Consider the following 23,526-nt stretch of genomic DNA (forward strand, 5'->3'; position numbering starts at 1 on the left):
ATCGATTCCATTGACGGCGGGAGACAATGTGCTCGGAGCTTTGGAATCGATTCCAAAATCATTTCAGGCATGCCTGGGGGACGTCAACCCCTTATTCGATCTTTGTGGAATCCCGGATGACGAGCTCGTGAGGGAGGAAGGTCCGGCCGCGGCGGTGCGCCCCCGGTCCGGTCATCCGTTCCAAGAGTGCCTGAAAGGCCACCCGGCCCATGTCGTAGGCGGGCTGCCGGATGGTGGTGAGTTCCGGGACGCACATCTCTGCCTGGATGGAATCGTCAAAACCGGCAACGGCAAGATCGTCCGGCACGCGCAAGCCTGCGTCGGTGAGTTCCCGGACGCACCCCGCCGCCACCGTGTCGCTGCCGCAGAACACGGCATCGGGCAGCCGGTCCATGGCGAGCAGTTCCCGGGCGAGGCGCCGGCCTGCGTGGAAGTCGAAAGTGCCGGTGGCGAACAGGGTCTGTTCCGCGGTGAGGCCGGCCTCGGACAGGGCCTCGCGGAACCCCTGTTCGCGCAGGCGGCCGGAGCGGGCGGCCTGGTTGCCGATCATGGCCAGCCGCCGGGCGCCGGTCCGGATGAGGTGCCGCGTGATGTCGTACGCGGCCTGCCGGTCGTCGATGGATACGCCGAATGCTGCTTCGGAATCGACGATTTCGCAGACCTGGACAACGCTCAGCTGCTCGGCCAGCGCTTCAACATCTTCATCGGGCATGGTGGGCGAAAACAGGATCAGCCCGTCCACCGATCCGTTGCGCAGCATGTCCACCAGTTGCTGTTCACGCTCAAGGTCTCCGGATGTGGGGGCGATGAGGCTGACATAGCCGGCTTCTGCGGCCGCATCCCCGAAGCCCCGGAAGGCCTCGCTGATGACGGGGGAGTCAAGGTTCTTGGAGAGGGCCAGGACGCGCATGGTGCGGTCACGGCGAAGATCGCGGGCGGACGCGAGTGGCCGGTAGTTGAGTTGCCGGATGGCGCCCGCCACCTTTTCCCTGCTCGACGCGCTCACCGCCGGGCTGCCGTTCAGGACACGCGACACCGTGCCGACGGACACTCCCGCCGTTTTGGCGACGTCCTGCACGGTTGCTCGAGCCATTTTCGTTTGTCCTTCCGCGGCCACTGGCCAAAGCTGCCCTCCACCGGCTTTTCAGCTTAGCCTCCAGATAGGTGCTGCAAGGCGGAACAACCGCTCGACGGCGTCACGCAGGGCACGCTTTCGACCCACCTTGGTGCGCGGTGCCGCGGAAACCCGGCCTCCCGCCGTCGGCCGCTCCCTGAAAGCATGCTGGGCGTGACGCGCTCCTGTATCTGGGTGCAGTGGGACGCCTGAAACTCGGTGGCGGATGACCGAAACGATCATTTAACACAGCGGAAACCCACCCCAAAACAGCGGCCATACAGTTGGAACCAGAGGGCGCCGGCCGCCTCTCCGCTGAACGTGGCCCCTCCGTCCACGTCCCTCCCACGGAGCGGCTCTAACGGCAACCCACCGTTCTCTCTTCGCATCTTGAAAGGGGTTTCCCATGGATTCGGGAAATGTCGCTTGGATTTTGGCCAGCTCGGCGCTGGTTTGCATGATGATCCCCGCCCTGGCCCTGTTTTACGGGGGCATGGTGGGGTCGCGGCGGATTCTGAACATGATGATGATGTGCTTCGGCGGCGCCAGCCTGGTGGCTGTCCTGTGGGCACTGTTCGGGTACTCGATGGCGTTCGGCAACTCGGTTGGGGGGCTGGGGCTGATTGGTGACGTGACCGAGTTCCCCGGCATGGGCCAGCTGCTCGCCGCCGACGATTCGGCGTCCATCCCGGTCATCCTGTTCGCCGCGTTCCAGCTGTTCTTCGCCTGCGTCACCACGGCACTGGTGGCCGGTGCAGCGGCCGGGCGGATGAAGTTCGGCGCCTGGATGCTGTTCGCCGGCATTTGGGCCACGGTCGTGTACTTCCCCATCGCGCACTGGGTGTTCGCGTTCGACTCCGCTGACGGCAGCACGATGGGCGGCTGGATCGCCAACGGCATCAAGGCCATCGACTTCGCCGGCGGCACCGCGGTCCACATGAATGCCGGCGCGGCCGCCCTTGCCCTGGCCCTGGTCCTGGGCAAGAGCTCCGGCTGGCCCAAAGTGGAACATGCCAAGCCGCACAGTCGGCCGCTGGTCCTGGTGGGCGCAGGCCTGCTGTGGGTCGGCTGGTTCGGCTTCAACGCCGGTTCCGCACTCTCCGCCGGCCAGTCGGCGTCGGTGGTGTTCCTCAACACCGCCGTAGCCGCATCCGCCGGCCTGCTCGCCTGGGCCCTGGTGGAGCGGGTCCGCCACGGCGCTGCCACCAGCATGGGCGCCGCATCCGGCCTGATCTCCGCACTCGTGGCCATCACGCCCGCCTGCGGTGCCGTCAGCCCGCTGGGCGCCGTGGCGATCGGCGCCATCGCTGGGGCCGTCTGCTCCCTGGCCATTGAACTGAAGTTCCGGCTGGGCTTCGACGATTCCCTCGACGTCGTCGGTGTCCACCTCGTGGGCGGCATCCTGGGCACCCTGCTCATCGGACTCTTCGCCACGGACGCAGCACCCAACGCCGTTACCGGCCTCTTCTACGGGGGCGGCTTCGAACTGCTGGGCGTCCAGGCGCTGGCCACCATTACGGTGCTGGTCTACTCCTTCGGCATCACCTGGGTCCTGGCAAAGATCCTGGACAAGACCATCGGCCTGCGCATCAAGCCCGAGGACGAACTGCGCGGCATCGACCTCGCCGCCCACTCCGAGCTGGCCTACCTGACGGACGAGGATCCGGTGGAACTGGGCTCGCCGCAGCGGGTCTAGCTGCAGCGCATGAATCAGGGCCAAACCTCGGACCGGTGCCGGCATCAGCCGGCTTATAGTTCCGGGGTTTGGCCCTTCGTCGTGCCCGGGCAGGGCCCAGTGTCCGGCTAATGTTCCGTGCAGACCAGGTTCCCATCGCGCACTTCCAGTACCGCGGCGCGCACATGACTGAGGCGGGTGCGCGGGTCCGGCGCCATCGTGTCGATGTCCTCGCCGCCCCAGTACGGATGCGTGAAGTAGACCAGCAGCGCACGCTGCGTGCCGCCGTCGGACATTTCACCGGCCCCCGTGTCCGGAAGGGGCACCACGTCAGCATGGCGCCCGACGACGGGCCTTCCGTTCACGGATTCCGGCGCCGTGAGTATCAGCCCGCCACGCTGCTCCTGCCGGACCCAGTTGCCCGTTGCGTCGGGGGAGCGGTAGACGGCCTGGCCGCGCCACTCGTCCACGATCATCCAGAAGCTGCCGCCGAGCCGGAAGACCTTGGGTCCTTCGTGCGGCCGGCCCGGGATGGCAACGCCTTCCAGCAGCCACGACGACGGATCGTCCGGCCTGTCGCTGACCGCGCTGCAGGTGTTCGATCCGCGGGCTTCGTCCTTGTACCAGAGCCGGTACCGGCCGTCCCCGCAGCTGGCCACGGCGGCATCGATCACCCGCGGCGAGTCCAGGTTGATGCGGCCCAGGTACTCCCACGCCTCAAGGTCACGGCTGGCGAACTGGACGATTTCCGCCGTGCCGGTCCAGTCCGTCCGCCGGCCACCCAGGACCGTGAGGTACATGATCCAACGGTCTCCAATGCGTACGACGTCGGGCGCCCAGAGGGTTGCGGGCAGTTCCGTTCCCGGCGGGATGAGTCCATCCACCGTGCCTTGGTAGCGCCAGGTGGCGCCGCCGTCGGAAGACCTGGCGACGCCGATGCCGGTTCCGTGCACCCATTCGACCCCCGTCAGTCCCGGTGCGGTGGCGCGGCGCTGGGTGTAGAACAGGACCCACTCGCCCTTGAGGTGGTCGGCGACGAGGACGGGATCGGTGGGGCCGTCCCACACGGGATCCCGGTAGGGAACGGTGAAGGCGTCCGGGCGCAGGGGAGCAAGTGCGGGCGGGGCTGAAGTTTCAAAAACCGCATCGGCGGCCTGTCGCGTCATCTCTTCTCCAACGTTGTAGTTTCGTGTTGGAGACCAGCATAGGTCCAAACGGGGGGAGCCTACTCCTTAAACAGCCCTGCCAGGTCCTCGGCCGTGATGGCACCACCGGCCAGGGCGTCGCCTTCCATGACGTCCGCGAAGAGCTGCGACTTCCGGGTCTTCAGCGCCATGACCTTTTCCTCGATGGTGTCCTTGGCCACCAGCCGGTAGACCATGACGTTCCGGGCCTGGCCGATCCGGTGCGTGCGGTCCACGGCCTGCGCTTCGGACGCCGGGTTCCACCAGGGGTCGAGCAGGAACACGTAGTCGGCCTCCGTGAGGTTGAGCCCGAACCCGCCGGCTTTCAACGAGATCAGGAAGACCGGTGCGCTGCCGTTCTTGAATTCGCTGACCACGTCGGCCCGGTTGCGGGTGCTGCCGTCGAGGTAGCAGTACTCGATGTCCTCCTCGTCGAGCCGCTCCCGGACCTTGCCCAGGAATCCGGTGAACTGGCTGAAGATCAGGGCACGGTGCCCCTCGGCCACCAGGTCCTCGAGCTGTTCGAACAGCACGTCCAGCTTGCTGGACCGAACGGCGGACAGTGCCGGATCCACCAGGGACACGTCCAGGCTCAGCTGCCGCAGTAGCGTCAGCGACTGGAAGATGGTGAACCGGTTCTTGTTGACGTCCTCGATCAGCCCCAGGATCTTCTGCCGCTCGCGCTGAAGGTGCGTCTGGTACACCTTCTGGTGCCGCGGGTTCAGCACCACTTCCAGGACCTGCTCCTGCTTGGGCGGCAGGTCCTTGATCACCTGGTCCTTGGTGCGCCGCATCATCAGCGGCCGCACCCGGCGGCGGAGCTTCTCCAGCTGCCCCTTGTCGCCGTTCTTCTCCACCGGCTTCTGGTAGTACTCGGCGAAGCGTTTCGGGCTGGAAAACAGACCGGGGGCCACGATGGACGTCAGCGCCCAGAATTCCATGAGGTTGTTCTCCAGGGGAGTACCCGTGATGGCCAGTTTGAACGCCGCCGGCAGCTTCCGCGCGCACTGGTACGCCTTGGACTGGTGGTTCTTCACGAACTGCGCCTCATCCAGCACCAGCCCGGACCAGGTACGGGAGGCATAGGACTCGTAATCGATGCGGAACAAGGCATAGGAGGTGATGACGATGTCGGCCCCGCCGAGCGCCTCCGCCACCGCCTGGCCGCTCTTGGCAAAGGTTTCGCCGACCGTCCTGACGGTAAGGCCAGGAGCAAAGCGCGAGGCTTCGGCGGCCCAGTTTCCCACCACGCTGGTGGGCGCCACCACCAGGAAAGGCGCGACGGCGGCGGGCTGGTTTGCGCCGTCCACAACACTGGCGGCGGCAGCACCGTCGTCGGACCTTTCCAGTGCCGCTGCGGCTTCAAGAGCCAGTTCCTTCGCGGCGCACATCAGCGCCAGCGCCTGCACGGTCTTGCCCAGGCCCATGTCGTCGGCCAGGATCCCGCCCAACCCGTGTTTATAGAGGAAGCTGAGCCAGTTGTAGCCCTCCAGCTGGTAGGGGCGCAGCTCTGCGTTGAGTGAGGCCGGCAGCGGCAGCCCGTCCGTGCCGCCCTCCAGGAGGCCACCCACCGCGGACCGCCACGCCGCAGCCTGTTCGTCCACAATTCCCAGTTGCGCCAGCTCATCCCACAGCCCGGCCTGGAACCGGCTGATCTGCAGCGGCGCGTCCTTGTTGTCCTGCAGCGACCTGGCTTCCTCGATCAGTGCCCGCAGCTGGTGCAGCTCCGGCAGGTCCAGGGAGAAGTAGGCGCCGCTGGGCAGCAGCATCTTGGTCTGTCCGGCAGCGAGCGCGGAGAACACGGCGGCGAAGGAAACGGGCTGGCCTTCCAGGGAAATCTGGATGCCCAGGTCGAACCAGTCGCGCTGTTCGGTGGCCTTGGTGGAGATGGACACCACCGGTGCCTCCTCGGCCTCGCGGTAGTCGGCAATGTCGCCCACCGTCTCCACGTCCACGTCCGGGGCTTCGCGCAGCCGGGGCAGCACTTCCTCCGTGAACGCCAGCGTGTCCAGGCCCGTCAGTTCGGCAGAGGCGGCCAGCCGGGGAGTGCCCCAGCCGCCCGTGGCGGACTCGCCCAGCGCGGGCACCACGTCCCACGGCCGGCCAATGCCCTCGAGGATGCGGGATTCCGCGGTGTCGTCGCGGTAGCCGGCATCGCCGGGGTGCCGCCACAACGGCTGCGCGGTGACCAGCTTGCCGGTCTTGTAGTGCCACTCCCAGTGCAGCCGCACCCGGTGGTCCGCCCCGTAGTTGGCCAGCAGCGACAGGGTGGGGACGGCCAGTTCGGGCAGTTCCACGGATTCATCGCGCGCCGTGACCCGGGCCGTCTGCTTCAGCTTCGGGTAGAAGCCGGTGAGGAACCGGGACTCGTCCCTGGCCGGAATGTGCAGGGTGCTGGCTGCCGTGACGAACGCCAGCAGTTCCTCGCTCAGCCCGTTTTCCAGCGGTGCCAGGGTGATGGTGCCGTTGGGGTCGGGAACACCGGGCAGCGTGGCCTCGCCGGAGGTAAAGAACAGCCCGTGCGCTGGCCTGCCGATGGTGCCCACGGACGCCGGATCAACCTCAGCCCCCTCCACGGTGATGGTGGGCGAAAGCTCCAGGCCGCCGTCGGACTCTGCATCCCTGGCCTGTGCGCCCGGCTCCGCCGCGGAAGGTTCGCCCACGGGCGTGCCGTACCGGCTCAGGGAAAGCCCGACGGCGGCAGGGGCCTCTACAAACCGGACCGGCTCCGTGCCGCGCGAGTGGACCAGGGCCAGCCCGATCTTCGTGGCGTCAGACAGCAGGCTCCACAGGTTCCTGCCTGCATAGGAGTTCAGGCCCAGCCACAGGCCGGCGGAGTTGTGCATCCGGCTGGCGGAGGAAGAGTGGCCGGCAAGGAACTCCTGCAGCCATTCCACGTGCGCCTGGTTCGATTCGCGCCGGAAGTTCAGGTAGCTCAGGGTGTTCCAGGAGACATCGCCGCGGATCCACTTGCCCTTGGCCCCCATGATCACGGGCCGCACCTTGAGCTGCCGCACGCCGCGCACCGGGTCCCGGCGGCCGGTGTAGGAGAAATGCGGCGGCGGTTCCTCCACCTCGAACTGCAGGGCCAGGGGAACTCCGCTGGTGGACGGGGCGGAGCCGGGCTGGGAGATCAGCGGGCTGAGGGCCTGCTCCCAGTCGGAGAGTGCCGCCGAGGGGGCGCGGGACACCTGCGTGGAGGTGGACGGTGCCAGCAGCTGCACCCGGATGGCCGGGTTGTCCTCGGCCGCGAAGAGCAGGGCCGCCACGTGCTTGCAGTCCTTGCGGACCGGGCAGCTGCACACACCCACCGTGCAGCTCCAGCCGCCGCCCTTCCGGACCAGCTTGGCCGTGGTGGAATACGGTGCCTCGGCGCCGCCCCGGACCTTTCCCAGCATGAGTCCGGTGCCGCCGTCGAACGATATGCCTGAGACCCTGCTGGCCATGGCATACGCCAAGCCCGCCGCCAGCGAGCGGTCATTGATGGCGGGTGTCTGTATTGCCAGTTCCGCACTTTCGTCCGGTTGGGATGGCATGTACGCGCTACTTTCGGCAGGTCACGGCGGGGCCGGGTCCGGTGGGTGGTTATCTGATCCATCTTAGTTCGCCCGGCGGCAGGCCCATGCCGGGTGCCCTCCCAGCTGGCCCCGAAAACTTCGCGCGACGTTCATTTCCTGCCCCATGCTGCCGTGACCAGGCCGCCGTAGCGTGAAACCGTCCGGCGTACCGCCACCCCCCAGCAAGGAGTGCCATGACCACCAGCCAGCAGCCCGTTGTCCTGACCAGCAGCAGCATCGACGGCAGGGATGAGGAGGTGGTGGAGGCCAATGTGGCCATCATCGACGCCATGCACAACGCCCTGGTGGGAGCCGAGCACATGTCGTCGGTGGCCGTCCGCAGCTACTTCGTTGACTTCTACCTTTGCCAGGCGCTGGAGGGCGGGTTCGCGCAGTATGCCGTCATGGCGGCCGCCCGCACTGCCACGGACGCGCTGGTCCGCGAGGGCATGGCGGGCATGGGCGCCGCCGCACACCTCGATCTGTTCAACCGCGCCGTGGACGCCTACCACGCACTGACCGCCGAAACGGCTGCTGCCTACCTGGACGGGCCCGTCGGCAGCGGAGCCGTTCCCGACGGCGTCCTCCGGATGGAGGAGCTTGACGGCGAGTTCGAGGAGCTGCTGGAACACGAGAACATCACCGCCCTCAACGCCCGCTGGCTGCGCGGCCAGCCGGACCTGCTGGTGCTGGACGATGAGGAGGTGGGGCCGTACATCCAGCGCCTGGCGGCACTGGCTCCTGACGTGGCCGGCAGGCGGGTGGCCCGCGCCGGCGCCGCTGCTTCCGCGGCTGCTTCCGCGGATCGCGGGAGCGCTGCGAAATAGCCGGAACGGACCGGCGACCCCGAAGGGTTTCCGGCGATTTGGGCGCAGAAAAAGAAAAATCCAGGCGCCCGTAACCTTTCCGCAACCGCAGGCGATGTAGTCCGTGATGGGTCCGCACGGCGGACCCACTCTGATGTGTTGTCTAGGTTTGGAGAAGTTAGATGTCTGTGTTCACCGTTCTCGCCACCAGCAAAGTCGCCGCCGGAGTCCTGGCCGCCGGAACCCTGGCCGTAGGAGGAACCGGCGCCGCAGCCGTTTCGGGCGTCCTTCCCGCCCAGGCCCAGCAGACCGCCCACGAACTCTTCGGCGCTCCCGCCCCCAAGCTTGCAGCAGAAGCAGCCGCCGACGCCCAGGCCACCCCGGCCCCCACCGCCACCGAAGCCGTGACCGGCGCCCTGCAGACCGCTGACGCCGATGCCGCCGCCAAGGCCTCCGGCTCCGCTTCCGCCGCCGCTGACGACTCCGACGAAAAGGTCACCGCCGACGCAACGGCCTCCGCGGCAGCCAACACCGCTGTTGACGCCGCCGGTCCGGCAGCCCTGGGCCTCTGCACTGCCTACACCCACGGCGGCGTGAACGCCTCCTCCAAGGCGTTCTCCTCGCTGTCCATCGCAGCCCAGGGTGACGCGAACATCGAGAGCTACTGCGCCGACGTCGTGGCCAAGGCCGAGGCCGCTGCCAAGGCCAGCACCGAAACCAAGGGTTCGGCTGCCGTTGCGGTTGAAAAGCCTGAGGTTCCGTCCGCTCCCGCCGTTCCCGCCGTCCCGGCGGTCCCGGGCGTCGACGGCGAGACCGCCGTTCCTGCCGTTCCTGCCGTTCCCGCCGCGGGCGGCAACACCGTGCACGCGCCGTCGGTTTCCACCCGCTAAAGCACATTGGCTAGTCTGGACTGCGGCCGCCGCTATGGCTGCGGCCGCAGTCCAGGCAGCCGGCCGGGGTGGCACGCCAGTGGGCGTGCACCCCTGCCAGGCATGCAACGAGGCAGCTGGAAGACCGCGGGGACTGACAGTCCGCACCGGAAACCGGGACAAGGCGCAGGCCGGATCCCGGGATGGAGGAGCCGCTGGTGCTAGACACTTTGGCCCAAGAAGAGATCGACATATTCGACAACGCAGCCGGAACGGATCCGGCCGTGTTGTTCGCCGCTGCCTATCGAACCTTCGCGGGCCCCGTGCAGGGCTACCTCCGGGCACGGGGACTGGATGACCCCGAAGCCGTCACCCAGGATGTCTTCCTGGCGTTCTACCCCAGGATCGGCACCCTCACCGGAGGCCTGGCGGGTGCGAAGTCCCTGATCTTTTCCATCGCGCACGCCCGGATGGTGGACCACTACCGCCGGCTGGAGCGCAGGCCGCAGCTGACACCGTACGACCCCCAGCAGGACGGCCGCACCTCCCCGTCCGCGGAGGACCACGCCGTGGAACTGACCGGCGGCGCCGCGGCGATGCTCGAAGGCCTCAGCGACGAACACCAGGAGGTCCTGGCCCTGCGCGTCGTGGCGGACCTGTCGATTGACCAGGTGGCCGCCATCATGGGCAGGAGCGCCGGAGCCATCAAGCAGCTCCAGCGCCGCGCCCTGCAGAACCTCAAGGTCCAAACACTCAAAAGAAACCAGGCGAATCATGGGTGACACCGCAGGATCCCGCAATGACGGGGCCATCGACCAGCTCCTGCTGGAGGCAGGCATGGACGACGACGGCCAGCTCCGTCACGCCCTGGCCAATCTGGGTGCCCTGGCAGCAAAGACCCCTGAGCCCTCCGCCGAAGTCGCGGCGTTGATGGCAGGGACTTCCACAGCAGTGCTTCCCGACGCAGGACCCGCTGCCACCACCGTGCTTCCCACTGGCCGTCCGGCCGATGAGCTCGCTGCACGCCGCAAGGCCAAGCGCCGCGTCACGCTTACCACGTTATCGCTAGCCGCGTCGCTCGCGGCCGGCGGCGCTGTTGCCGCCGCTTCCGACCAGGGGTTCCGCGAATCCTTCAGCCAGCTGAACCACGCCGTCACCTCGTTCGTGACTGGATCCAGTCCGGCGCGCACCGGCCATGAGGTCCCGCAGGTGCCCGCGCCCCTGCCCGCGGCGCCGCAGCCGCCGGCAACCCGCCACCCGGACGCCGTCCCGGCGGCACCCGCCCCGGCTTCAGCACCCGCCGAAGCGGCGCCGTCGGACGTTCCTGCGCCGCCGGGCAACACTCCCAGCCATGGTGCCGCCGCCCGGAAACCGGCGGAGGCACCCGCCGAACAGTCACTGCCCGCCAATGTTCCGGAGGACGTCAGGAAGGGCCTGGAACAAGGCTCCAAGCTGCCCGTTTCCGTGCCCACGGAAGTCCCGCTCCCCGGCAAGGTGCCGGACGTTCCCCTAAAGTAGCCGGAATTAGTAGCCCTGGCCCGCCGGCTTGATCATCGCGCCGGACGGATCCGACAGGTACCAGACGCCGCCGACGCCCTGGCCCAGGACGTCTCCGGGCTTGGTGTCCTTCACGTAGTAGTAGAGGGGCATGCCGTTCAAGGTCACCTGCTTCTTCCCGTCAGGGGTGGTGATGGTCCCCAGCTTCCCGGTCACCCCATCGGCCGCGGGTGAACCCGAGGTGGTGGTCAGCGGTGGCCACTGGACCAGGCAGGAGCCGGTGCAGGCGCTGGTGCCGGAGTCCTTGGTGTCCTTGGTGAAGAAGTAGATGCTCATTCCCTTCGCATCCACCACAATGTTGCCTGCTGATGAGGATGCTGTTTTGAGGTCGACGGCGGCGCTTGGCTGCGTTGCTGACGCGGAGGCTGAAGCGGTGCTGGACGAAGAAGCCGCGCCGGATGCGCTGCCGGAGGCGGTGCTGGTGGTACCCGGGGCCGGGCTGGTGGCCGCCGGGGTGGTGCCGGTGCTGGTGCCGCAGGCGGAGAGGGCTGCCGCGAGGGCCAGGATGGCAAGGCCTGGCCCGACATGGTGTTTCATGGTGTGCTCCTTGGCTGAACTTTCCCGGTTGGTGTATTTGCTGATGCTTTGAGCGGGCACCCGGCGTCGAATCACCGGACGCTAACCCCTACGACGCTTCCCGGTGAAGAATGGTTCACAGGTGCGCCGTGGAACTCCACGATTGAACCGTTTCCTGCCTCCGTACGTCGTAACAGCCGGGAGCGCAGGACGCCGTGGCGTTCCACGCTGTGCAAGGCCAGGACGGGAGGAGTGGCATGCCGCTCGACGACGACGTGGTGGAGGCCATCTACCGTGACCACGGGAGCGCCTTGCGGCGGTTCGTGCTCAGCGCCATCAGGGATCCGCAGCTGGCAGAGGACGTGGTGCAGGAAACCGTGCTCCGCGTCTGGCAGCATGCCCCTGACATCAACGGCAGCTTCCGCAGTTATCTGTACCGCACCGCCAGGAACATCATGATCGACAACTACCGCCGGAGCCAGCGCCGCCCGCCCGAGGCGCTGGAGAGCAGCCTGACCGATCCCGCAGAGGTGATGGGCCGCGTTGACGGGATGCTCAACCGGGTCCTGATGGAGGAGGCGCTGCTGCGGCTGAGCAAGGAACACCGGGACGTCCTGGTGGCCCTGCATTACCGCAGGTTCACGGTCAACGAGGCAGCCGTCCAGCTCAACATCCCCAGCGGAACGGTCAAATCCCGCGCCTTCTACGCGCTGAGGGCACTGCGCACCATCCTCGATGAAATGGGGGTGGAACGGTGAACACCAACCCGCACCACCTGTTGGGGGCATACGTTCTGGGCGGCCTGGATCCTGCCGACCTCACCCTGTTCGAGGCGCACCTCCACGACTGCGGCGCCTGCCGGAAGGAGCTGGCGGAGCTGGAGAAGATACCCATGCTGTTGGACGCCCTTCCCGTGCCTGACGCTGTGGCGCTTACAGCCGTTCCCGGCGGCAGCGACGCCCCGGACTTTAGCGTCCCGGCCCGTCTTTTTGACGAACTGGCCCGCCGGCGCAGGACGTTGCGACGGCGGTGGGCGGCGCTGGCAGGCGCCCTTGCCGCTGCGTGCCTTGCCGTGGGACTGGCCGCCGGCCCCCTGCTCGCCAGGCCGCCCCAGCCGGACGCCACCTACTCGGTAGCGTCAGGAGGAGGGCTGCAGGTCAACATCGACATGGCCCGGAAGACGTGGGGAACCGAGCTTGCGGTGAGCGGCAGCAGCCTGCCCGCGGAAGGGACTCTCTCCCTGTGGGTGCGCGACCGTGCCGGCGGAGAGGACCGGGCCTGCGCCTGGACGGCCACACCCAGCGGAAAGGTCAAGGTGACCGGGGCGACGCCCCTCCAGCTGGGCAGCATCTCCAGCGTGGAACTGCGCGACGGCGCCCAGCGCTCCGTAGCGGTCATCACGGTTCCCTAGGGTTTGAGTGCCCTGAACTCCGCCACCAGGGCCTCGTCCTCACAGGCGCGGGCGAAGGCCTCGATCCGCCGTTCGATCTCGTAGCCCAGCAGCCGGCTGCCGATCCGCTCCATGAGTGGGCGCAGCACGGCCGGGCGGCATGAAAAGGTGTATTTCCAGACTGCCCGGGTGCCGGCGTCGTCCGCGCTGAAACGCCAGCCGCCGCCGAAGGTGGTGAAGAACCACGGCCCGGACACCATGGTCATGCCCACGTTGCGGGGCGGTGCGTAGGAGACGTACTGGCTCACCATGCCCAGGCCAAGCCGCGACCTGGTGCGGGTGCGGACGCCTTTTCCCGGCGCCTGCGCCCCGTCAAGGAAGCCCTGGGCGGAAATGAAGGGGTCCCACTTGAGCCGGAAGTTCCCGGTGGTCTGGGAGAAGGCAAAGGCCGTCTCCGGGTCGATGCGGATCACACGTTCGGCACGTACCTGGGGCATGGTTCAACCTAACCACGCTGCCGCAGGTTACCTGGTCATTTTGGCCAGCCGCGCGCGCATGATCATGTAGGCGCCGTAACAGATCAGGCCTGCGCCCACCGCAGCCAGGAGCCAGGGTCCCAGCGGCTGGTCGCGAAGCGCCCGCAGACCGCCGTCCAGACCGGTGGAATCCTCCGGGTGTTCCTTGAGTGTGGCGATGGCGATGAGCAGCCCGGCCAGCAGCAGCACTGTTCCCTTGGCAAGATAGCCCGCTACGCCCAGGGCTGTTACCGCTGTCCGGGCCGGGCCGGGGGCAGGCATCCGCAACTGCTTCTCGAACGATTTCTTCGGTCCCCGGATGCCGTACACCACGCCCGTGACTGCCACTGCCACTCCGATCAGGACGAGCAGCGCCACCCCGCCCGGGGCCTCCATCATGGAAATGGTGAAGTCGCTGGCGGCCTTTCGGTTGTCGTCACCCGAGCCGGTGCCCATGGCGAAATGCCACAGGGTCAGGGCCAGGACGGCGTAGACGATCGCCTGCAGCGCGGCCTTGGCCTTGTTCTTGAGCTTCTTCTTGGTGGCCTGATGGTTGAAGTCGAAGATGGCATCGCCCGCCTGCCAGAGCGACAGCGCGGCGCAGGCCGCGAAGCTTCCCCACAGCAGGAAGGGCCCAACGGGCATGGTGGCCAGTTCCGCCACCGCGCCACTGAAATCGGCATGGCCCGTGCCGCCCATGGCAAGGCGGATGGAAATGGCACCCACCAGCAGGTGCAGGATGCCGCTGGCGGCGAATCCGGACCGGGCAAAGACCTCAAGGACGCGTGAATTGGTGACGTCCTCGGCCTTGTCAACGGCCTGTTTCAGTTCTTCTTTAATTGTCGTTCCTTCGGACAGGCGCGTTGTGCGCTGCTGTGCGTGCCCTTCGTACACCGCAATCGTCCCACGCCGGCCGGGTGCCGAACAGCCGGGCCGGCGGTGCTTCGCTGGATGCCCGGCCGGGGCCCCGTGGTACCGGTCGCCGGCTATGGGGAGGGATCCCCATGGCCGGGTTCCATCAGCTGTGCAACCATAAGCACCAGCGATTGACAGGCATCGCACTCTTTCCCGGGGGACACCATGACTTTTTACGGCGCAGACGTCAGCCAGTTGCGGGCGTTGGCCAAAGCGGCGGACCAGGCAGCGTCCCTGCTGAGCAGCCGGGCAGGCTCCCTGCACAGCCAGATCCAGTCGGCGCCGTGGAAGGGCCGGGACGGGGAACGCTTCCGCCAGGAGTGGAGCGCCAGCCACCGGCCCAGCCTGGACAAAGTGGTGGCCAGCCTGCGGGAGAACTCAAAAATCCTGCTGAAGCACGCCGACGAACAGGAAAAGGCGTCCACTGCCGGTTCCGGCGGTTCCGGCAGCAGCACCTGGGACGGGCTGACCTCGCTGGCCGGCCAGGCCAGGGAGTGGTTCGCGGAAAAAGCCGAAGCAGCTCGGGCAGCCGCCGAACACCGCCGGGAGCTGGAGTCCGGGTTGGACCGGATGCTTAACGCCACCCCGGAAGAACAGGCAAAATGGTGGGCTGGCCTGTCCGATGCCGACCGGAAATACCTGATTGAAGGCGAGGGCAGCGACGGCCCGTTCGCCGAAGACCTGATGCGCATGGATGGCGGCATTCCCGCGGCCGCGCAGCAACTGGCCAAGCAGCACCTGCAGGAACTGGCCAGGGCTGACATTCCGGTTTATTCGGAGACGGGCAAGGCCTCTATCGAGGCGCGGGTCGCCTGGGTCCACGGCGGCGCCGAGGTGGGGACCGAAGTGGTGGAGAATGCTGACGGCTCCGCCACCATGAAGGTGTACGGAAACATGGGCCTGGGCGTCAACGACACCACCGGAACGGCCGGGGCCACGCTGACGGGCGAGGTCTCCCGCGAGTACACGTTCGCCAGCGTGGAAGAAGCCATGGCAGCGCGCGAACAGATGTACCGCGACCTTCCGCCGGACAGCATCGGCGAAATCAAGGACGTGGCCGGCAACCCGCCCGGGTACATCCTGGACACCATCAACGATGCGGCGAAGGACAATGGCGCTACCGGGCAGGCGGACAAAGCCAAGGGAACGTTCTCGCTCGATGCCTCGGCCGAGTCCGGCACCGCGTCAGGCGGGGCCAAGCTTGACCTTGCCTACGAGCGGAACCTCACTGACGGCACCTCCACAGCCAGCGGCGAGGTCTCGGCCCAGGGCAAGCTCAACCTGGACGGCCGCGTGTTCGAAGCCTCCGGCAAGGGTGGTCTGCAGGTCAACCTGGACAAGGGCAACAACATCGATTCCGTCTCCGTCTCCATGGACGGCACCGTGGCCCAGGGCGTGACCTCGGGGGTGAAATCCGAGGCCGCCAAGTTCGATTCCACCGTAACGGCCGGAACCCAGGGCACCGTCAAGATCGACGTGGACTACTCACCGGAAAACCGGCCCGTCATCGACAGCTACCTGCGCAATGTTGCCCTGGGCAATGAGGCCGGCGCCACCCGCGACGCGGCCCGGCTGTACGAGGCCGGCTCGGCCACCATCCAGGTCAACTCCGTGGTGACCGCAACGAACGAGGCAGGGTTCGACGTCAAGGTGGGTGAGGTGGAGGTCAAGACTGAGAACCAGGCCACCACCAATGTGTCCACGTACTATAAAGTCCCCAACGACACCAAGCTCGAGAGGCTCTGAAACCCATGTCAGTGCACATCGAATCCCCGCTGGGCTTCACTGCAGACTTCCCCGAGCACACCCAGGTCCTGGAGGACTCCACGGCCGGGCCTAACAGCGAGCAGTACGGCCTGCTGGGCGGGGTCCTGGTGACCGTGATCAAGGACGACACGTCCGTGCAGGATGCGCCGCAGGCCAATGGCTGGGCCCACCTGATGTCAGGCTTCTACCTTGAGGAACGCGGCGGCACCCTCCTGGCGGAGGGTGAGCTGAACCTGCCCGGCAAGGCCGCCTACGCGGTGGTGGTGGGATATGGCGACGACGGCGGCCCGGCCCAGGTGGCAGCCACAGTGGGCGTGTGGGAAAGCGGGCGGTTCATTGGCCTGGTGGTCATCTGGCCCTACCTGGACCCCGAAGCGGAACCCCGGCTGGAGATGCTCAAGGAGATTGTTGCCTCAATCAGCGTGGCCTGACCCCACCGCCCACCGCCCGGCGCCCGTGAGCGGCACCGGTCAGCGGCACCGGTCAGCGGGGCCCATCAGGGGCGGCGGTCAGAGGCGGCGGTAGCAGAGATCGAAGATGAACCGGCCCGCCTCGTGGGCCTTGGCCTCGAAGCTGGTCCGGATCCTGCCCTCGAAGCGGGGAGCCCAGCCGCCCGTTTCGTCCACGCCTTCGTTGGGGCCGGTATGCTCCGTGCTCACCGGTGCACGACCCTCGCGGACGGGGGCGCCGCCCACCACCGATTCGACGCCGGACTGCCACACCTGGGTCAACGGGCTTTCGGGCCCGCGGCGCTCGCCGGTGTGGAGGTTTTCGAAGTCGGGTGAGCCCGCCATGACGTCCCGGACGTGGACCGCATAGTTGGACCAGTCGGTGGCGATCCGGAACAAGCCGCCCGGCTTCAGGGCGCGCGCCGCCAGCCCGGCGAACTCTGGCTGGATGAGGCGGCGCTTATGGTGCCGCGATTTGTGCCAGGGATCGGGGAAAAAGACCCACAGTTCGCTGACCGAGCCTTCGGGCAGCATGGTGGCCAGTACCTCCGGGGCATTTGCCTCCACCACGCGGACATTGTCCAAGCCCCGGCTGTTGATCTTGATGATGGTGTTGGCCAACCCCGGAGTGTAGACCTCCACTGCGAGGAAGTTGGTGTCCGGATTCTGTTCGGCCGCATGGCAGATGGCATCGCCAAGGCCCGAACCGATCTCGACGATGAGCGGAGCCTCGCGGCCGAACTCCGCGGTAGCGTCGAAGGTGTAGTCGGGGTGGACCGAGGTGTTGGCCACGTGCCGTGGCACGTTGACCGCCCACCGTTCGGCGTGCTCGGCCCAGGCGGCCTGCCGCCGGCCCTGCAGCCGGGTGCCGCGGCGCACGAAGCTGACAGGACGGCCGCCGTAGGTGCCGAAGGACGCCTGGGTGCCGGGCGTGACAGGCCTGGGAACATGCGGCTGCTGGGGGTTTTCAGGGGATTCGCTCATCCCATCCAGAATAGCGCCGCGGGGCCAGTCCGGGACTGGAAGGGTCAGAACACCCCCACGTTGTCCAGCGCCGGACCCAGCGCCAGGGCGAAGACCAGGCCGCAGATACAGAGGGCGACCGCTGCCGCCGTCCAGTTGCCTGATCTCCGCGGTGAGAGCTTCAGTGCAGGGATTGCCTGCCGCAGGGAGAGCGACGCGAAGAGAAGAGGCAGGCTGAACAGCACCAGGGGAGTCACCCATTGCCGGCTCGAGGAGCCGTCATCTGAGTACGTCATCAACATGGCGAACATGGAAGCAGGTGCGGTGAGGATCATGCTTGCCGGGGCAAGGATCGCCAGGACCAGGCTGTTTGTTCCTTTGTTCCCGGGCCCATCGTTGTCAGGCAGATTATTGCCGGGTAGGTTGTTGCCGGGCAGGTTGCTGCCGGGCGCGCCCGGGGGCGGTTGGTCACGGTGCCCCTGCAGGGCCGAAGGCGGGCTGGTCCCGGCCGGGGGTGCGTTCCTGGAATTGGTTTGCGGCGGCGCGGGGCGTGAGTCCGGCGGCGGTGTGGTTTCCATGGTGCTCCCGTGGGTTGGTGCGGCCCTCTGCCGGGCGGCGGCTGCTTACAACCTACGAAGCTGCGGGAGGGCGCGGAAGGCACTCTGTTCCGTATGTGGAAAACGTCCCGGCCGTGCCCTCCCACAAGGCCGGCGGTGCTCTCCTGCAAGAATGGGCGCATGACGGACGCAACGAATGCCGAAGCGGTGAAGCGGCGGCGGGGAGCTGCCTCCGGGGACGGGCAGGGACGGTCCCGGACGGGCAGCAGCCTGGTGGAAGCCGGCACCCTGGTGGATGCCGAAATCGATGAGCTGCCGCCGGCGGAACCCACCCGGGTGGGCAGCCGCCGCGCCCTTGCCTACCTGGGCGTGTGCCTTGTCCTGATCGGGCTGAACCTGCGCAGCGTCTTTTCCAGCCTTTCCGCAGTCCTCCCGGAGGTTACCTCCCAGGCAGCGCTGCCCGGCTGGTCCGTGGTGGTGCTGACCACCGTCCCCGTCACGCTGCTGGGTGTGTTCGCGCCGCTCGCCCCGGTCCTGGCCCGCCGGTTCGGTGCGGAGCGGGTGCTGCTGGGCGCCATGGCGCTGCTGACCGCGGGGCTGCTGCTGCGCCCGGTTGACATCGGTTCCGGCCAGAGTGCCGGCCACCTGCCTGCCCTCCTGGTTGGCACCGCAGCCTGCGGCGCCGCCATCGCACTGTGCAACGTGCTTCTTCCGGGCCTGGTGAAGCGCGATTTCCCGCACCGGCTGGGACTCATGGGCGGCCTCTACACCACCGCCATCTGCGCCTCCGCCGCGCTCGGTGCCGGCTTTACCTACCCGGTCTACACGGCGACGGGGGAGTGGACCAAGGCGCTGTGGGTCTGGGCGGTGCCCGCCGCCGTCGTCCTTCTCCTGTTCCTTCCCGTGGCTGTCCGGCAGGGGAGTGTCCGGCACCAGGCGGTCCGGGACGGGGTCAATGTGTGGCGTTCATCGGTTGCCTGGCAGGTAACCATTTTCATGGTGCTGCAGGCCATGATGTCCTTCAGCGGTTTCGCGTGGCTGGCGCCCATCCTTCGCGAGCGGGGTGTTGACGGCGCGACGGCGGGCCTCATCGTTGCCGTCTGCATCGTGCTGCAGATGCTGGGTTCCCTGTTCGCCCCGGCCCTGGCGGCGCGGTTCCGTGACCAGCGCGCCATCAACACGGTGGTGGCCCTGATGACCGGCAGCGGATTCGTGCTGAGCATCCTGGGCCCGCTGGACCTGATCTGGGTATGGGCCGGGCTGCTGGGACTGGGGCAGGGAAGCCTCACTGCCTGCGCACTGACCCTGATCATGCTCCGCACCCGCGACGGTCACACCGCCGCCCACCTTTCCGGGATGATGCAGGGTGTTGGCTACGGGGTGGGCTCCACAGGGACGCTGATGGTGGGCCAGCTGCACCAGGCCACCGGGTCCTTCGTTCCCGCCGGAGTCCTGTTCATGGTGGTGGGTGTGCTCGCGGCGGTCTTCGGCTACCGGTCCGGCCGGAACCGGTACGTGGGCTAGGGATGTCCCTGCCAATTGGGGATATGACAGGAGAATGTCCGGGCTTCCGCCTACGTTGGATTCAAGCAGAAGCCATCGGCATTGGGGGAGACGGAATTGGAAACAAACACGCCTGCTGGCAGGCAAAAGGTGCGTGCTTTCGGCAGGGACTTGATAGGCCTCGAGGAGGTCTTGAGCGGAGTCGGGAATTCGCTCGGTACATCGCCCATATCGATTTTCGGCGAATGCAGGGAGCCCAGGCGGACCGGCACTGAATGGCGCTTCGAACTTGCAGATATTCAAAGCGCCAGGATCCAGGTTCTGCCTGCCCGCGTTGACGCCCGGAATGCCCCGGTAATCAGCAGATACCTTCGCAGCAAGGGGACATCGATCGCGCAGGCACTCCAGACGGGCAATTCGTTGGAACTGGAGGCGACCGTAACGTTGGACCGTCGGAAGAAGCTAATCCTCGACGTCACGAAAATATCTCCCCGTTTCAGCCCGGCAGGCCGTATCTACGCCCGGGACCAGAAGACCATTCAACAGCTCGCACATGCCGGTGTCCCGGCAAACAGGCTGGACGGTGACCGGATCCACGCCCCAATTGCCAGTGCCCGGAGGCTGCTTCCGGACTCGTTGGAGCGTGTGCTGGTGATCGGATCGGACAAGAGCCAGGGACTCGCAGATTTCAAGGAAAGCGTGCGCCGCGCACAGCAGAGCGGCGACCTCGATGTCGAGTATCAATCAGTGACGTGGAGCGCTGACTCGGCTGCCAGGCACCTCGCATCTATCCTGAATAACTGCGAGGCCGGTAGTTTCGACCTCGCTGTATTGGTCCGCGGCGGCGGTCATTGGAGTGACCTGGACGTCTTCAATGATCCGGCAGTTGCCCTTGCTGTCCGCAACTGCCCAGTTCCGATCGCAACCGCTGTCGGGCATGCCACAGACGTTCTCATGGCCGACCGGGCAGCTGAATTCTCCTTCACCACGCCAACTGCTGCCGGTGAGGCCATAAGGCGGGAGGTGGCCAGGCGGTCGATGGCGCGCGGTGGAGGGCCGGCAGCAGATTTACAGGGAACCGCTGCACTTTTGGATGCCAAGCGCCGCCGCTATGAAGCCTGGCTTGCGGAACGGAATGCCGCTTTGGAGGTGAGCCGCCTCAAGGTCGGGTACTTCGAAAACCAGTTGCTCGAGTGCGCTGCTTCCCACACCGGGGACCTCATCTTCCTCGCAAAGCGAAGGGTGAGGTTGCTGTCGCTGATGTGGTTTCCGGCAGTTCTGGGTGCCTTGTTGGTCTATCTTCTGGCCATACCGGCGCTTCTGGAGAATTTGGGGACTGGGGCCACAGGGCTCACCCGGGGCACAGTGGCTTTCGCAGGAGTTCTCGCAGCCGCTGTATCGCTCCGTACCATCCACCGGAGGCGTAAGGCGATGGACCTACCGGCTGAAAAGGCAATGAAGAACCCACCTGGGACCTTCAACGAGTGGAGGCATATGGCCAGAAATGTACTTACCGTTCGAGGCCTTCGCAGAGCAATTCGTCACCGTCCGTGGTGAGACGGCGACTGAGTGGAGTCGAAACCTGGGATGCCGAAAGCTGTGGCATGCTTCCTACTATGCTGGCCGAGCTGTTTGCGTCTTGACAGCCGGCAACCCTGAAAGCAGGATGCCCGAGCCAGTTCGGGCGCGATCACTTGGTTAGGAAACGCTGTGCGGGATTCCACACTTCCGGCCGCCCACCCCGCTACCGGGATCTTCCGGCCCCCGTACTTCTGGGTAACACTGGGCACCTGCGCCCTGGTGTTCCTGGCCGCATTCGAATCCCTTGCCGTGACCACCATCATGCCCCTGGTCAGCCGGGAGCTGAACGGCGCAAGCCTCTACGCCCTGGCCTTCGCGGGGCCGCTGGCCACCGGCGTGATCGGCATGGTGGGGGCCGGGAACTGGTCTGACCGCCGCGGCCCGGCCATGCCGCTGTACACCTCCGTGGCACTGTTCGTGGCCGGCCTGCTGATCGCGGGCACCTCCGTTTCCATGCCCATGCTCGTGGCCGGCCGGCTGGTCCAGGGGCTCGGCGGTGGCGCCCTCACCGTGGCGCTGTACGTGCTGGTGGCGCGCTTCTTCCCCGGGCCGCTTCACCCGAAAATCTTCGCCGCGTTCTCCGCCGCGTGGGTGATCCCGTCCCTGGTGGGGCCCTTCGCAGCCGGTGTCGTGGCCCAGGTCTTCAGCTGGCACTGGGTGTTCCTGGGCGTGGTGGGCCTGGTCATTGCGGCGCTGGCAATGATCGCTCCGGTACTGCGGGGAGTTAGTGAGCCGGACGGTCTGGAGGCGGCAGACCGCCCGAAAGGAAACGTCCCGCCGTGGGCCCTTGGCCGCCTGGGGTGGGCGGTGCTGGCCGCGCTCGCCGTGCTGGGCCTGAACCTCTCCGCCGATGTCCGCATCCCCACCTTTCCCGCCGCCACCGCACTCGTGGCGTGCGCCGCCGTCGTCCTGGCCCTGGTGGCTGTCCGGCCACTGGTGCCTGCCGGCACCCTCACCGCCCGCCGCGGACTGCCCAGCGTGATTCTGGCGCGGGGGCTGGCGTCGGCATCATTCTTCGGCGCGGAGGTCTACCTGCCGTACCTCCTGATCGACCAGTACGGGTTCCCGCCCACCCTGGCAGGCCTGACCCTCACCGCTGGTGCCCTCGCCTGGGCCGGTGCCGCCGCAGTCCAGGGCCGGCTGGGCTCAAGGCTGCCGGACCTGCGCGCCGTCCAGGTGGGGTCGCTCATGGTCCTCGCGGCTGTTCTCCTGGCCCTGGCCACCGCCGCGCTGCGCTGGCCGGCCGCCGTTGCCCTCGCCGGCTGGGTCCTTGCCGGCGGCGGCATGGGCCTGCTCTACCCGCGCCTGAGCGTGATGACACTGGCGCTGTCCAGCAAGGAGAACGAAGGGTTCAACAGCTCCGCCATGTCCATCTCGGACTCCCTCGGCGGGGCGTTGTCGCTGGCCGCCACAGGGATTGTCTTCGCTGCCTTTACGACGGCGGTCCAGTCCTTCGCGGGCGTCTTCGCCTTCACCGCGGCCATCGGCGTTGCCGCGGCGCTGGTGGCGCCGCGGGTCACCGCCAGGAAGGCCTCAGCGGACTAGGGGCAGGCGGGTGGCGCGCAGGACGACGTCCGCAATGGTCGCTTCCTGCCCGTCCGGCCCGGTGGCTGGCCGCTCCCGGCTGGTGAGGACCTCGATCTGCCACCCGGGCCCGTCAAGCCCCAACTCACGGACCAGGTCGTCACCGCTGTAGAACATCTCCATGTGGTTGTGGTGGTCGTTGCCCCAGGGCGGCAGCCGGTCCGGGTGGTGGCCCACCACCAGCAGGGTTCCGCCGGGCTTGACGGCTGCGGCGGCCGTGCGCAGCGGGACCCGCCAGTCCAGTTCCTGGGAGTGCAGGAACTGGGAGGTCACCAAATCATAGGAAGTATCCGGTTTCCACTGTGTGAGGTCCGCCTGTTGCCATGCGATCCGGCTGCCGATGTCCCCGTTGGAGGCGTACACGCTTTCCCGGGCCAGCTCCGCCAGCTCGTGGGAGTGCGCCCGTTCCAGGGCAACAGCGGAAACGTCGACGGCGGTCACGGACCAGCCTTGCTGGGCAAGCCATATGGCGTCGGCGCCTTCGCCGCATCCCAGTTCCAGCGCCTTCCCCGGGCGCAATCCGCCGGCCTCGCGGACCAGCTGCGGGTTGGGCTTCCCGCTCCAAAGCCGGGCCCTGCTGCTGTACCGCTCGTCCCAAACTGCAGCGGGGTCGATGCCGCCGCCTGCCGCCTCCGGCCCACGGCCGCCGTCGTACGCGTGGTGTTGGTGCGCCCCGCTGTGGTGCCTGTCCTGGCGCTGCCCCGGCTGTTCGCTCATGCCTCAACACTGCCCCGCCATGGGCCCGAAGGCAACGCCCGGAACGTGGGATGGGCCGCGGGATGCTAGACTTGAGGAACTTGATGTGCAGTGATGCCGCCTGCTCCTGACTGGAGATCCTTTTCCAGGGAGTGGGCTTTCTTCATGTGAGAGGCACATCCTGCGTCGATGAACGCGTTCCATTTGGTCCCGGCCGGCTGTCCTATTTACAGCGCCCGGTTTGATCACCTGACTTTTCTTCGGCGAAACCCCTGGTCCAACCGGCATCGGGGGCCGATATCCGCCCGGATACCGCCAGAAAGACCGT

The 23,526-nt window shown here is 67.3% G+C and carries 21 protein-coding genes; 12 read left to right on the top strand and 9 right to left on the bottom strand.

Features of this window, described 5'->3' with window-relative positions; translation table 11 throughout:
* Positions 1–91: 91 nt before the first annotated feature.
* The gene (locus tag ACR65K_RS10870; RefSeq protein ID WP_440152779.1) at positions 92–1,093 is read right to left on the bottom strand and encodes a LacI family DNA-binding transcriptional regulator; all 1,002 of its coding nucleotides are present in this window, start codon (positions 1,091–1,093) and stop codon (positions 92–94) included.
* A gap of 427 nt (positions 1,094–1,520) precedes the next feature.
* On the opposite strand from ACR65K_RS10870, the gene ACR65K_RS10875 reads away from it, so the two are divergent.
* Positions 1,521–2,810 carry an ammonium transporter gene (locus ACR65K_RS10875; RefSeq protein WP_142118017.1) on the top strand — a complete coding sequence of 430 codons (1,290 nt, stop codon included), beginning with the start codon at positions 1,521–1,523 and terminating at the stop codon, positions 2,808–2,810.
* 107 nt (positions 2,811–2,917) lie between these two features.
* Here ACR65K_RS10875 and ACR65K_RS10880 read toward each other — a convergent pair whose 3' ends face one another.
* Positions 2,918–3,955, bottom strand: a complete 1,038-nt coding sequence (locus ACR65K_RS10880; RefSeq protein WP_440152781.1) for a glycoside hydrolase family protein — start codon at positions 3,953–3,955, stop codon at positions 2,918–2,920.
* A gap of 59 nt (positions 3,956–4,014) precedes the next feature.
* On the bottom strand, positions 4,015–7,509 hold the full coding sequence (locus tag ACR65K_RS10885) for a DEAD/DEAH box helicase (protein WP_440152782.1): 3,495 nt from the start codon (positions 7,507–7,509) through the stop codon (positions 4,015–4,017).
* Positions 7,510–7,724: 215 nt separating this feature from the next.
* On the opposite strand from ACR65K_RS10885, the gene ACR65K_RS10890 reads away from it, so the two are divergent.
* The 4 genes from ACR65K_RS10890 to ACR65K_RS10905 all read left to right on the top strand — a co-directional run bounded on the left by ACR65K_RS10890 (position 7,725) and on the right by ACR65K_RS10905 (position 10,723).
* Positions 7,725–8,357 (top strand): DMP19 family protein, encoded by a 633-nt coding sequence (locus ACR65K_RS10890; protein ID WP_440152783.1) that lies wholly within the window; start codon positions 7,725–7,727, stop codon positions 8,355–8,357.
* A 161-nt stretch (positions 8,358–8,518) separates the two neighbouring features.
* Complete coding sequence (locus ACR65K_RS10895; RefSeq protein ID WP_440152785.1) at positions 8,519–9,226, top strand: protein tyrosine phosphatase; 708 nt, start codon at positions 8,519–8,521, stop codon at positions 9,224–9,226.
* Positions 9,227–9,408: 182 nt separating this feature from the next.
* Positions 9,409–9,987 carry an RNA polymerase sigma factor gene (locus tag ACR65K_RS10900; RefSeq protein ID WP_440152787.1) on the top strand — a complete coding sequence of 193 codons (579 nt, stop codon included), beginning with the start codon at positions 9,409–9,411 and terminating at the stop codon, positions 9,985–9,987.
* Positions 9,980–10,723, top strand: a complete 744-nt coding sequence (locus ACR65K_RS10905; RefSeq protein WP_440152788.1) for a hypothetical protein — start codon at positions 9,980–9,982, stop codon at positions 10,721–10,723. Before ACR65K_RS10900 ends, ACR65K_RS10905 begins: the two co-directional genes overlap by 8 nt.
* 6 nt (positions 10,724–10,729) lie before the next feature.
* Here the strand turns inward: ACR65K_RS10905 and ACR65K_RS10910 are convergent, their stop codons facing one another.
* Positions 10,730–11,299, bottom strand: coding sequence for a COG4315 family predicted lipoprotein (locus ACR65K_RS10910; RefSeq protein ID WP_440152789.1), 570 nt, complete (start codon positions 11,297–11,299; stop codon positions 10,730–10,732).
* 236 nt (positions 11,300–11,535) lie between these two features.
* Here ACR65K_RS10910 and ACR65K_RS10915 point away from each other — a divergent pair, with 236 nt between their 5' ends.
* Both ACR65K_RS10915 and ACR65K_RS10920 read left to right on the top strand, forming a co-directional pair.
* Positions 11,536–12,036, top strand: a complete 501-nt coding sequence (locus ACR65K_RS10915) for a sigma-70 family RNA polymerase sigma factor (RefSeq protein WP_440152791.1) — start codon at positions 11,536–11,538, stop codon at positions 12,034–12,036.
* Positions 12,033–12,689 carry an anti-sigma factor family protein gene (locus ACR65K_RS10920; protein WP_440152792.1) on the top strand — a complete coding sequence of 219 codons (657 nt, stop codon included), beginning with the start codon at positions 12,033–12,035 and terminating at the stop codon, positions 12,687–12,689. The genes ACR65K_RS10915 and ACR65K_RS10920 overlap by 4 nt, the downstream gene beginning before the upstream one ends.
* Here the strand turns inward: ACR65K_RS10920 and ACR65K_RS10925 are convergent.
* Together ACR65K_RS10925 and ACR65K_RS10930 are read right to left on the bottom strand one after the other, a co-directional pair.
* Complete coding sequence (locus ACR65K_RS10925; RefSeq protein ID WP_056330921.1) at positions 12,686–13,165, bottom strand: SRPBCC family protein; 480 nt, start codon at positions 13,163–13,165, stop codon at positions 12,686–12,688. The two genes, ACR65K_RS10920 and ACR65K_RS10925, sit on opposite strands and share 4 nt — an antisense overlap.
* Before the next feature lie 27 nt (positions 13,166–13,192).
* On the bottom strand, positions 13,193–14,011 hold the full coding sequence (locus ACR65K_RS10930; protein WP_440152887.1) for a DUF1206 domain-containing protein: 819 nt from the start codon (positions 14,009–14,011) through the stop codon (positions 13,193–13,195).
* A 252-nt stretch (positions 14,012–14,263) separates the two neighbouring features.
* Here ACR65K_RS10930 and ACR65K_RS10935 point away from each other — a divergent pair, with 252 nt between their 5' ends.
* On the top strand, positions 14,264–15,844 hold the full coding sequence (locus ACR65K_RS10935) for a fimbrial protein (RefSeq protein ID WP_440152794.1): 1,581 nt from the start codon (positions 14,264–14,266) through the stop codon (positions 15,842–15,844).
* 5 nt (positions 15,845–15,849) lie between these two features.
* Positions 15,850–16,296: a hypothetical protein gene (locus ACR65K_RS10940; RefSeq protein ID WP_440152795.1), complete on the top strand. Its 447-nt coding sequence runs from the start codon at positions 15,850–15,852 to the stop codon at positions 16,294–16,296.
* Between the two features lie 78 nt (positions 16,297–16,374).
* On the opposite strand, the gene trmB is transcribed toward ACR65K_RS10940, so the two are convergent.
* Both trmB and ACR65K_RS10950 read right to left on the bottom strand, forming a co-directional pair.
* Entirely contained in the window at positions 16,375–17,298 is a 924-nt protein-coding gene (gene trmB / locus ACR65K_RS10945) for a tRNA (guanosine(46)-N7)-methyltransferase TrmB (RefSeq protein WP_440152796.1), read from the bottom strand.
* Positions 17,299–17,342: 44 nt separating this feature from the next.
* A complete protein-coding gene (locus tag ACR65K_RS10950; protein WP_440152798.1) occupies positions 17,343–17,855 on the bottom strand; it encodes a hypothetical protein in 513 nt (170 codons plus the stop codon).
* A gap of 159 nt (positions 17,856–18,014) precedes the next feature.
* Here ACR65K_RS10950 and ACR65K_RS10955 point away from each other — a divergent pair, with 159 nt between their 5' ends.
* The 3 genes from ACR65K_RS10955 (at position 18,015) to ACR65K_RS10965 (ending at position 22,463) form a co-directional block, all read left to right on the top strand.
* A complete protein-coding gene (locus ACR65K_RS10955; RefSeq protein WP_440152800.1) occupies positions 18,015–19,358 on the top strand; it encodes an MFS transporter in 1,344 nt (447 codons plus the stop codon).
* A 96-nt stretch (positions 19,359–19,454) separates the two neighbouring features.
* On the top strand, positions 19,455–20,894 hold the full coding sequence (locus ACR65K_RS10960) for an exodeoxyribonuclease VII large subunit (RefSeq protein WP_440152801.1): 1,440 nt from the start codon (positions 19,455–19,457) through the stop codon (positions 20,892–20,894).
* A gap of 153 nt (positions 20,895–21,047) precedes the next feature.
* Complete coding sequence (locus tag ACR65K_RS10965; RefSeq protein WP_440152803.1) at positions 21,048–22,463, top strand: MFS transporter; 1,416 nt, start codon at positions 21,048–21,050, stop codon at positions 22,461–22,463.
* Here the strand turns inward: ACR65K_RS10965 and ACR65K_RS10970 are convergent.
* Positions 22,452–23,219, bottom strand: a complete 768-nt coding sequence (locus ACR65K_RS10970) for a class I SAM-dependent methyltransferase (protein WP_440152805.1) — start codon at positions 23,217–23,219, stop codon at positions 22,452–22,454. The genes ACR65K_RS10965 and ACR65K_RS10970 overlap by 12 nt on opposite strands.
* Between the last annotated feature and the right edge of the window lie 307 nt (positions 23,220–23,526).

The sequence above is a fragment of the Arthrobacter sp. SAFR-179 genome (assembly GCF_059414945.1).

What these genes read in the sequence shown, in the direction of transcription:
- ACR65K_RS10870 (WP_440152779.1), bottom strand. Translation starts at nt 1,093, where the DNA reads ATGGCTCGAGCAACCGTGCAGGACGTCGCCAAAACGGCGGGAGTGTCC.
- ACR65K_RS10875 (WP_142118017.1), top strand. Translation starts at nt 1,521, where the DNA reads ATGGATTCGGGAAATGTCGCTTGGATTTTGGCCAGCTCGGCGCTGGTT.
- ACR65K_RS10880 (WP_440152781.1), bottom strand. Translation starts at nt 3,955, where the DNA reads ATGACGCGACAGGCCGCCGATGCGGTTTTTGAAACTTCAGCCCCGCCC.
- ACR65K_RS10885 (WP_440152782.1), bottom strand. Translation starts at nt 7,509, where the DNA reads ATGCCATCCCAACCGGACGAAAGTGCGGAACTGGCAATACAGACACCC.
- ACR65K_RS10890 (WP_440152783.1), top strand. Translation starts at nt 7,725, where the DNA reads ATGACCACCAGCCAGCAGCCCGTTGTCCTGACCAGCAGCAGCATCGAC.
- ACR65K_RS10895 (WP_440152785.1), top strand. Translation starts at nt 8,519, where the DNA reads ATGTCTGTGTTCACCGTTCTCGCCACCAGCAAAGTCGCCGCCGGAGTC.
- ACR65K_RS10900 (WP_440152787.1), top strand. Translation starts at nt 9,409, where the DNA reads ATGGAGGAGCCGCTGGTGCTAGACACTTTGGCCCAAGAAGAGATCGAC.
- ACR65K_RS10905 (WP_440152788.1), top strand. Translation starts at nt 9,980, where the DNA reads ATGGGTGACACCGCAGGATCCCGCAATGACGGGGCCATCGACCAGCTC.
- ACR65K_RS10910 (WP_440152789.1), bottom strand. Translation starts at nt 11,299, where the DNA reads ATGAAACACCATGTCGGGCCAGGCCTTGCCATCCTGGCCCTCGCGGCA.
- ACR65K_RS10915 (WP_440152791.1), top strand. Translation starts at nt 11,536, where the DNA reads ATGCCGCTCGACGACGACGTGGTGGAGGCCATCTACCGTGACCACGGG.
- ACR65K_RS10925 (WP_056330921.1), bottom strand. Translation starts at nt 13,165, where the DNA reads ATGCCCCAGGTACGTGCCGAACGTGTGATCCGCATCGACCCGGAGACG.
- ACR65K_RS10935 (WP_440152794.1), top strand. Translation starts at nt 14,264, where the DNA reads ATGACTTTTTACGGCGCAGACGTCAGCCAGTTGCGGGCGTTGGCCAAA.
- ACR65K_RS10940 (WP_440152795.1), top strand. Translation starts at nt 15,850, where the DNA reads ATGTCAGTGCACATCGAATCCCCGCTGGGCTTCACTGCAGACTTCCCC.
- trmB (WP_440152796.1), bottom strand. Translation starts at nt 17,298, where the DNA reads ATGAGCGAATCCCCTGAAAACCCCCAGCAGCCGCATGTTCCCAGGCCT.
- ACR65K_RS10950 (WP_440152798.1), bottom strand. Translation starts at nt 17,855, where the DNA reads ATGGAAACCACACCGCCGCCGGACTCACGCCCCGCGCCGCCGCAAACC.
- ACR65K_RS10955 (WP_440152800.1), top strand. Translation starts at nt 18,015, where the DNA reads ATGACGGACGCAACGAATGCCGAAGCGGTGAAGCGGCGGCGGGGAGCT.
- ACR65K_RS10970 (WP_440152805.1), bottom strand. Translation starts at nt 23,219, where the DNA reads ATGAGCGAACAGCCGGGGCAGCGCCAGGACAGGCACCACAGCGGGGCG.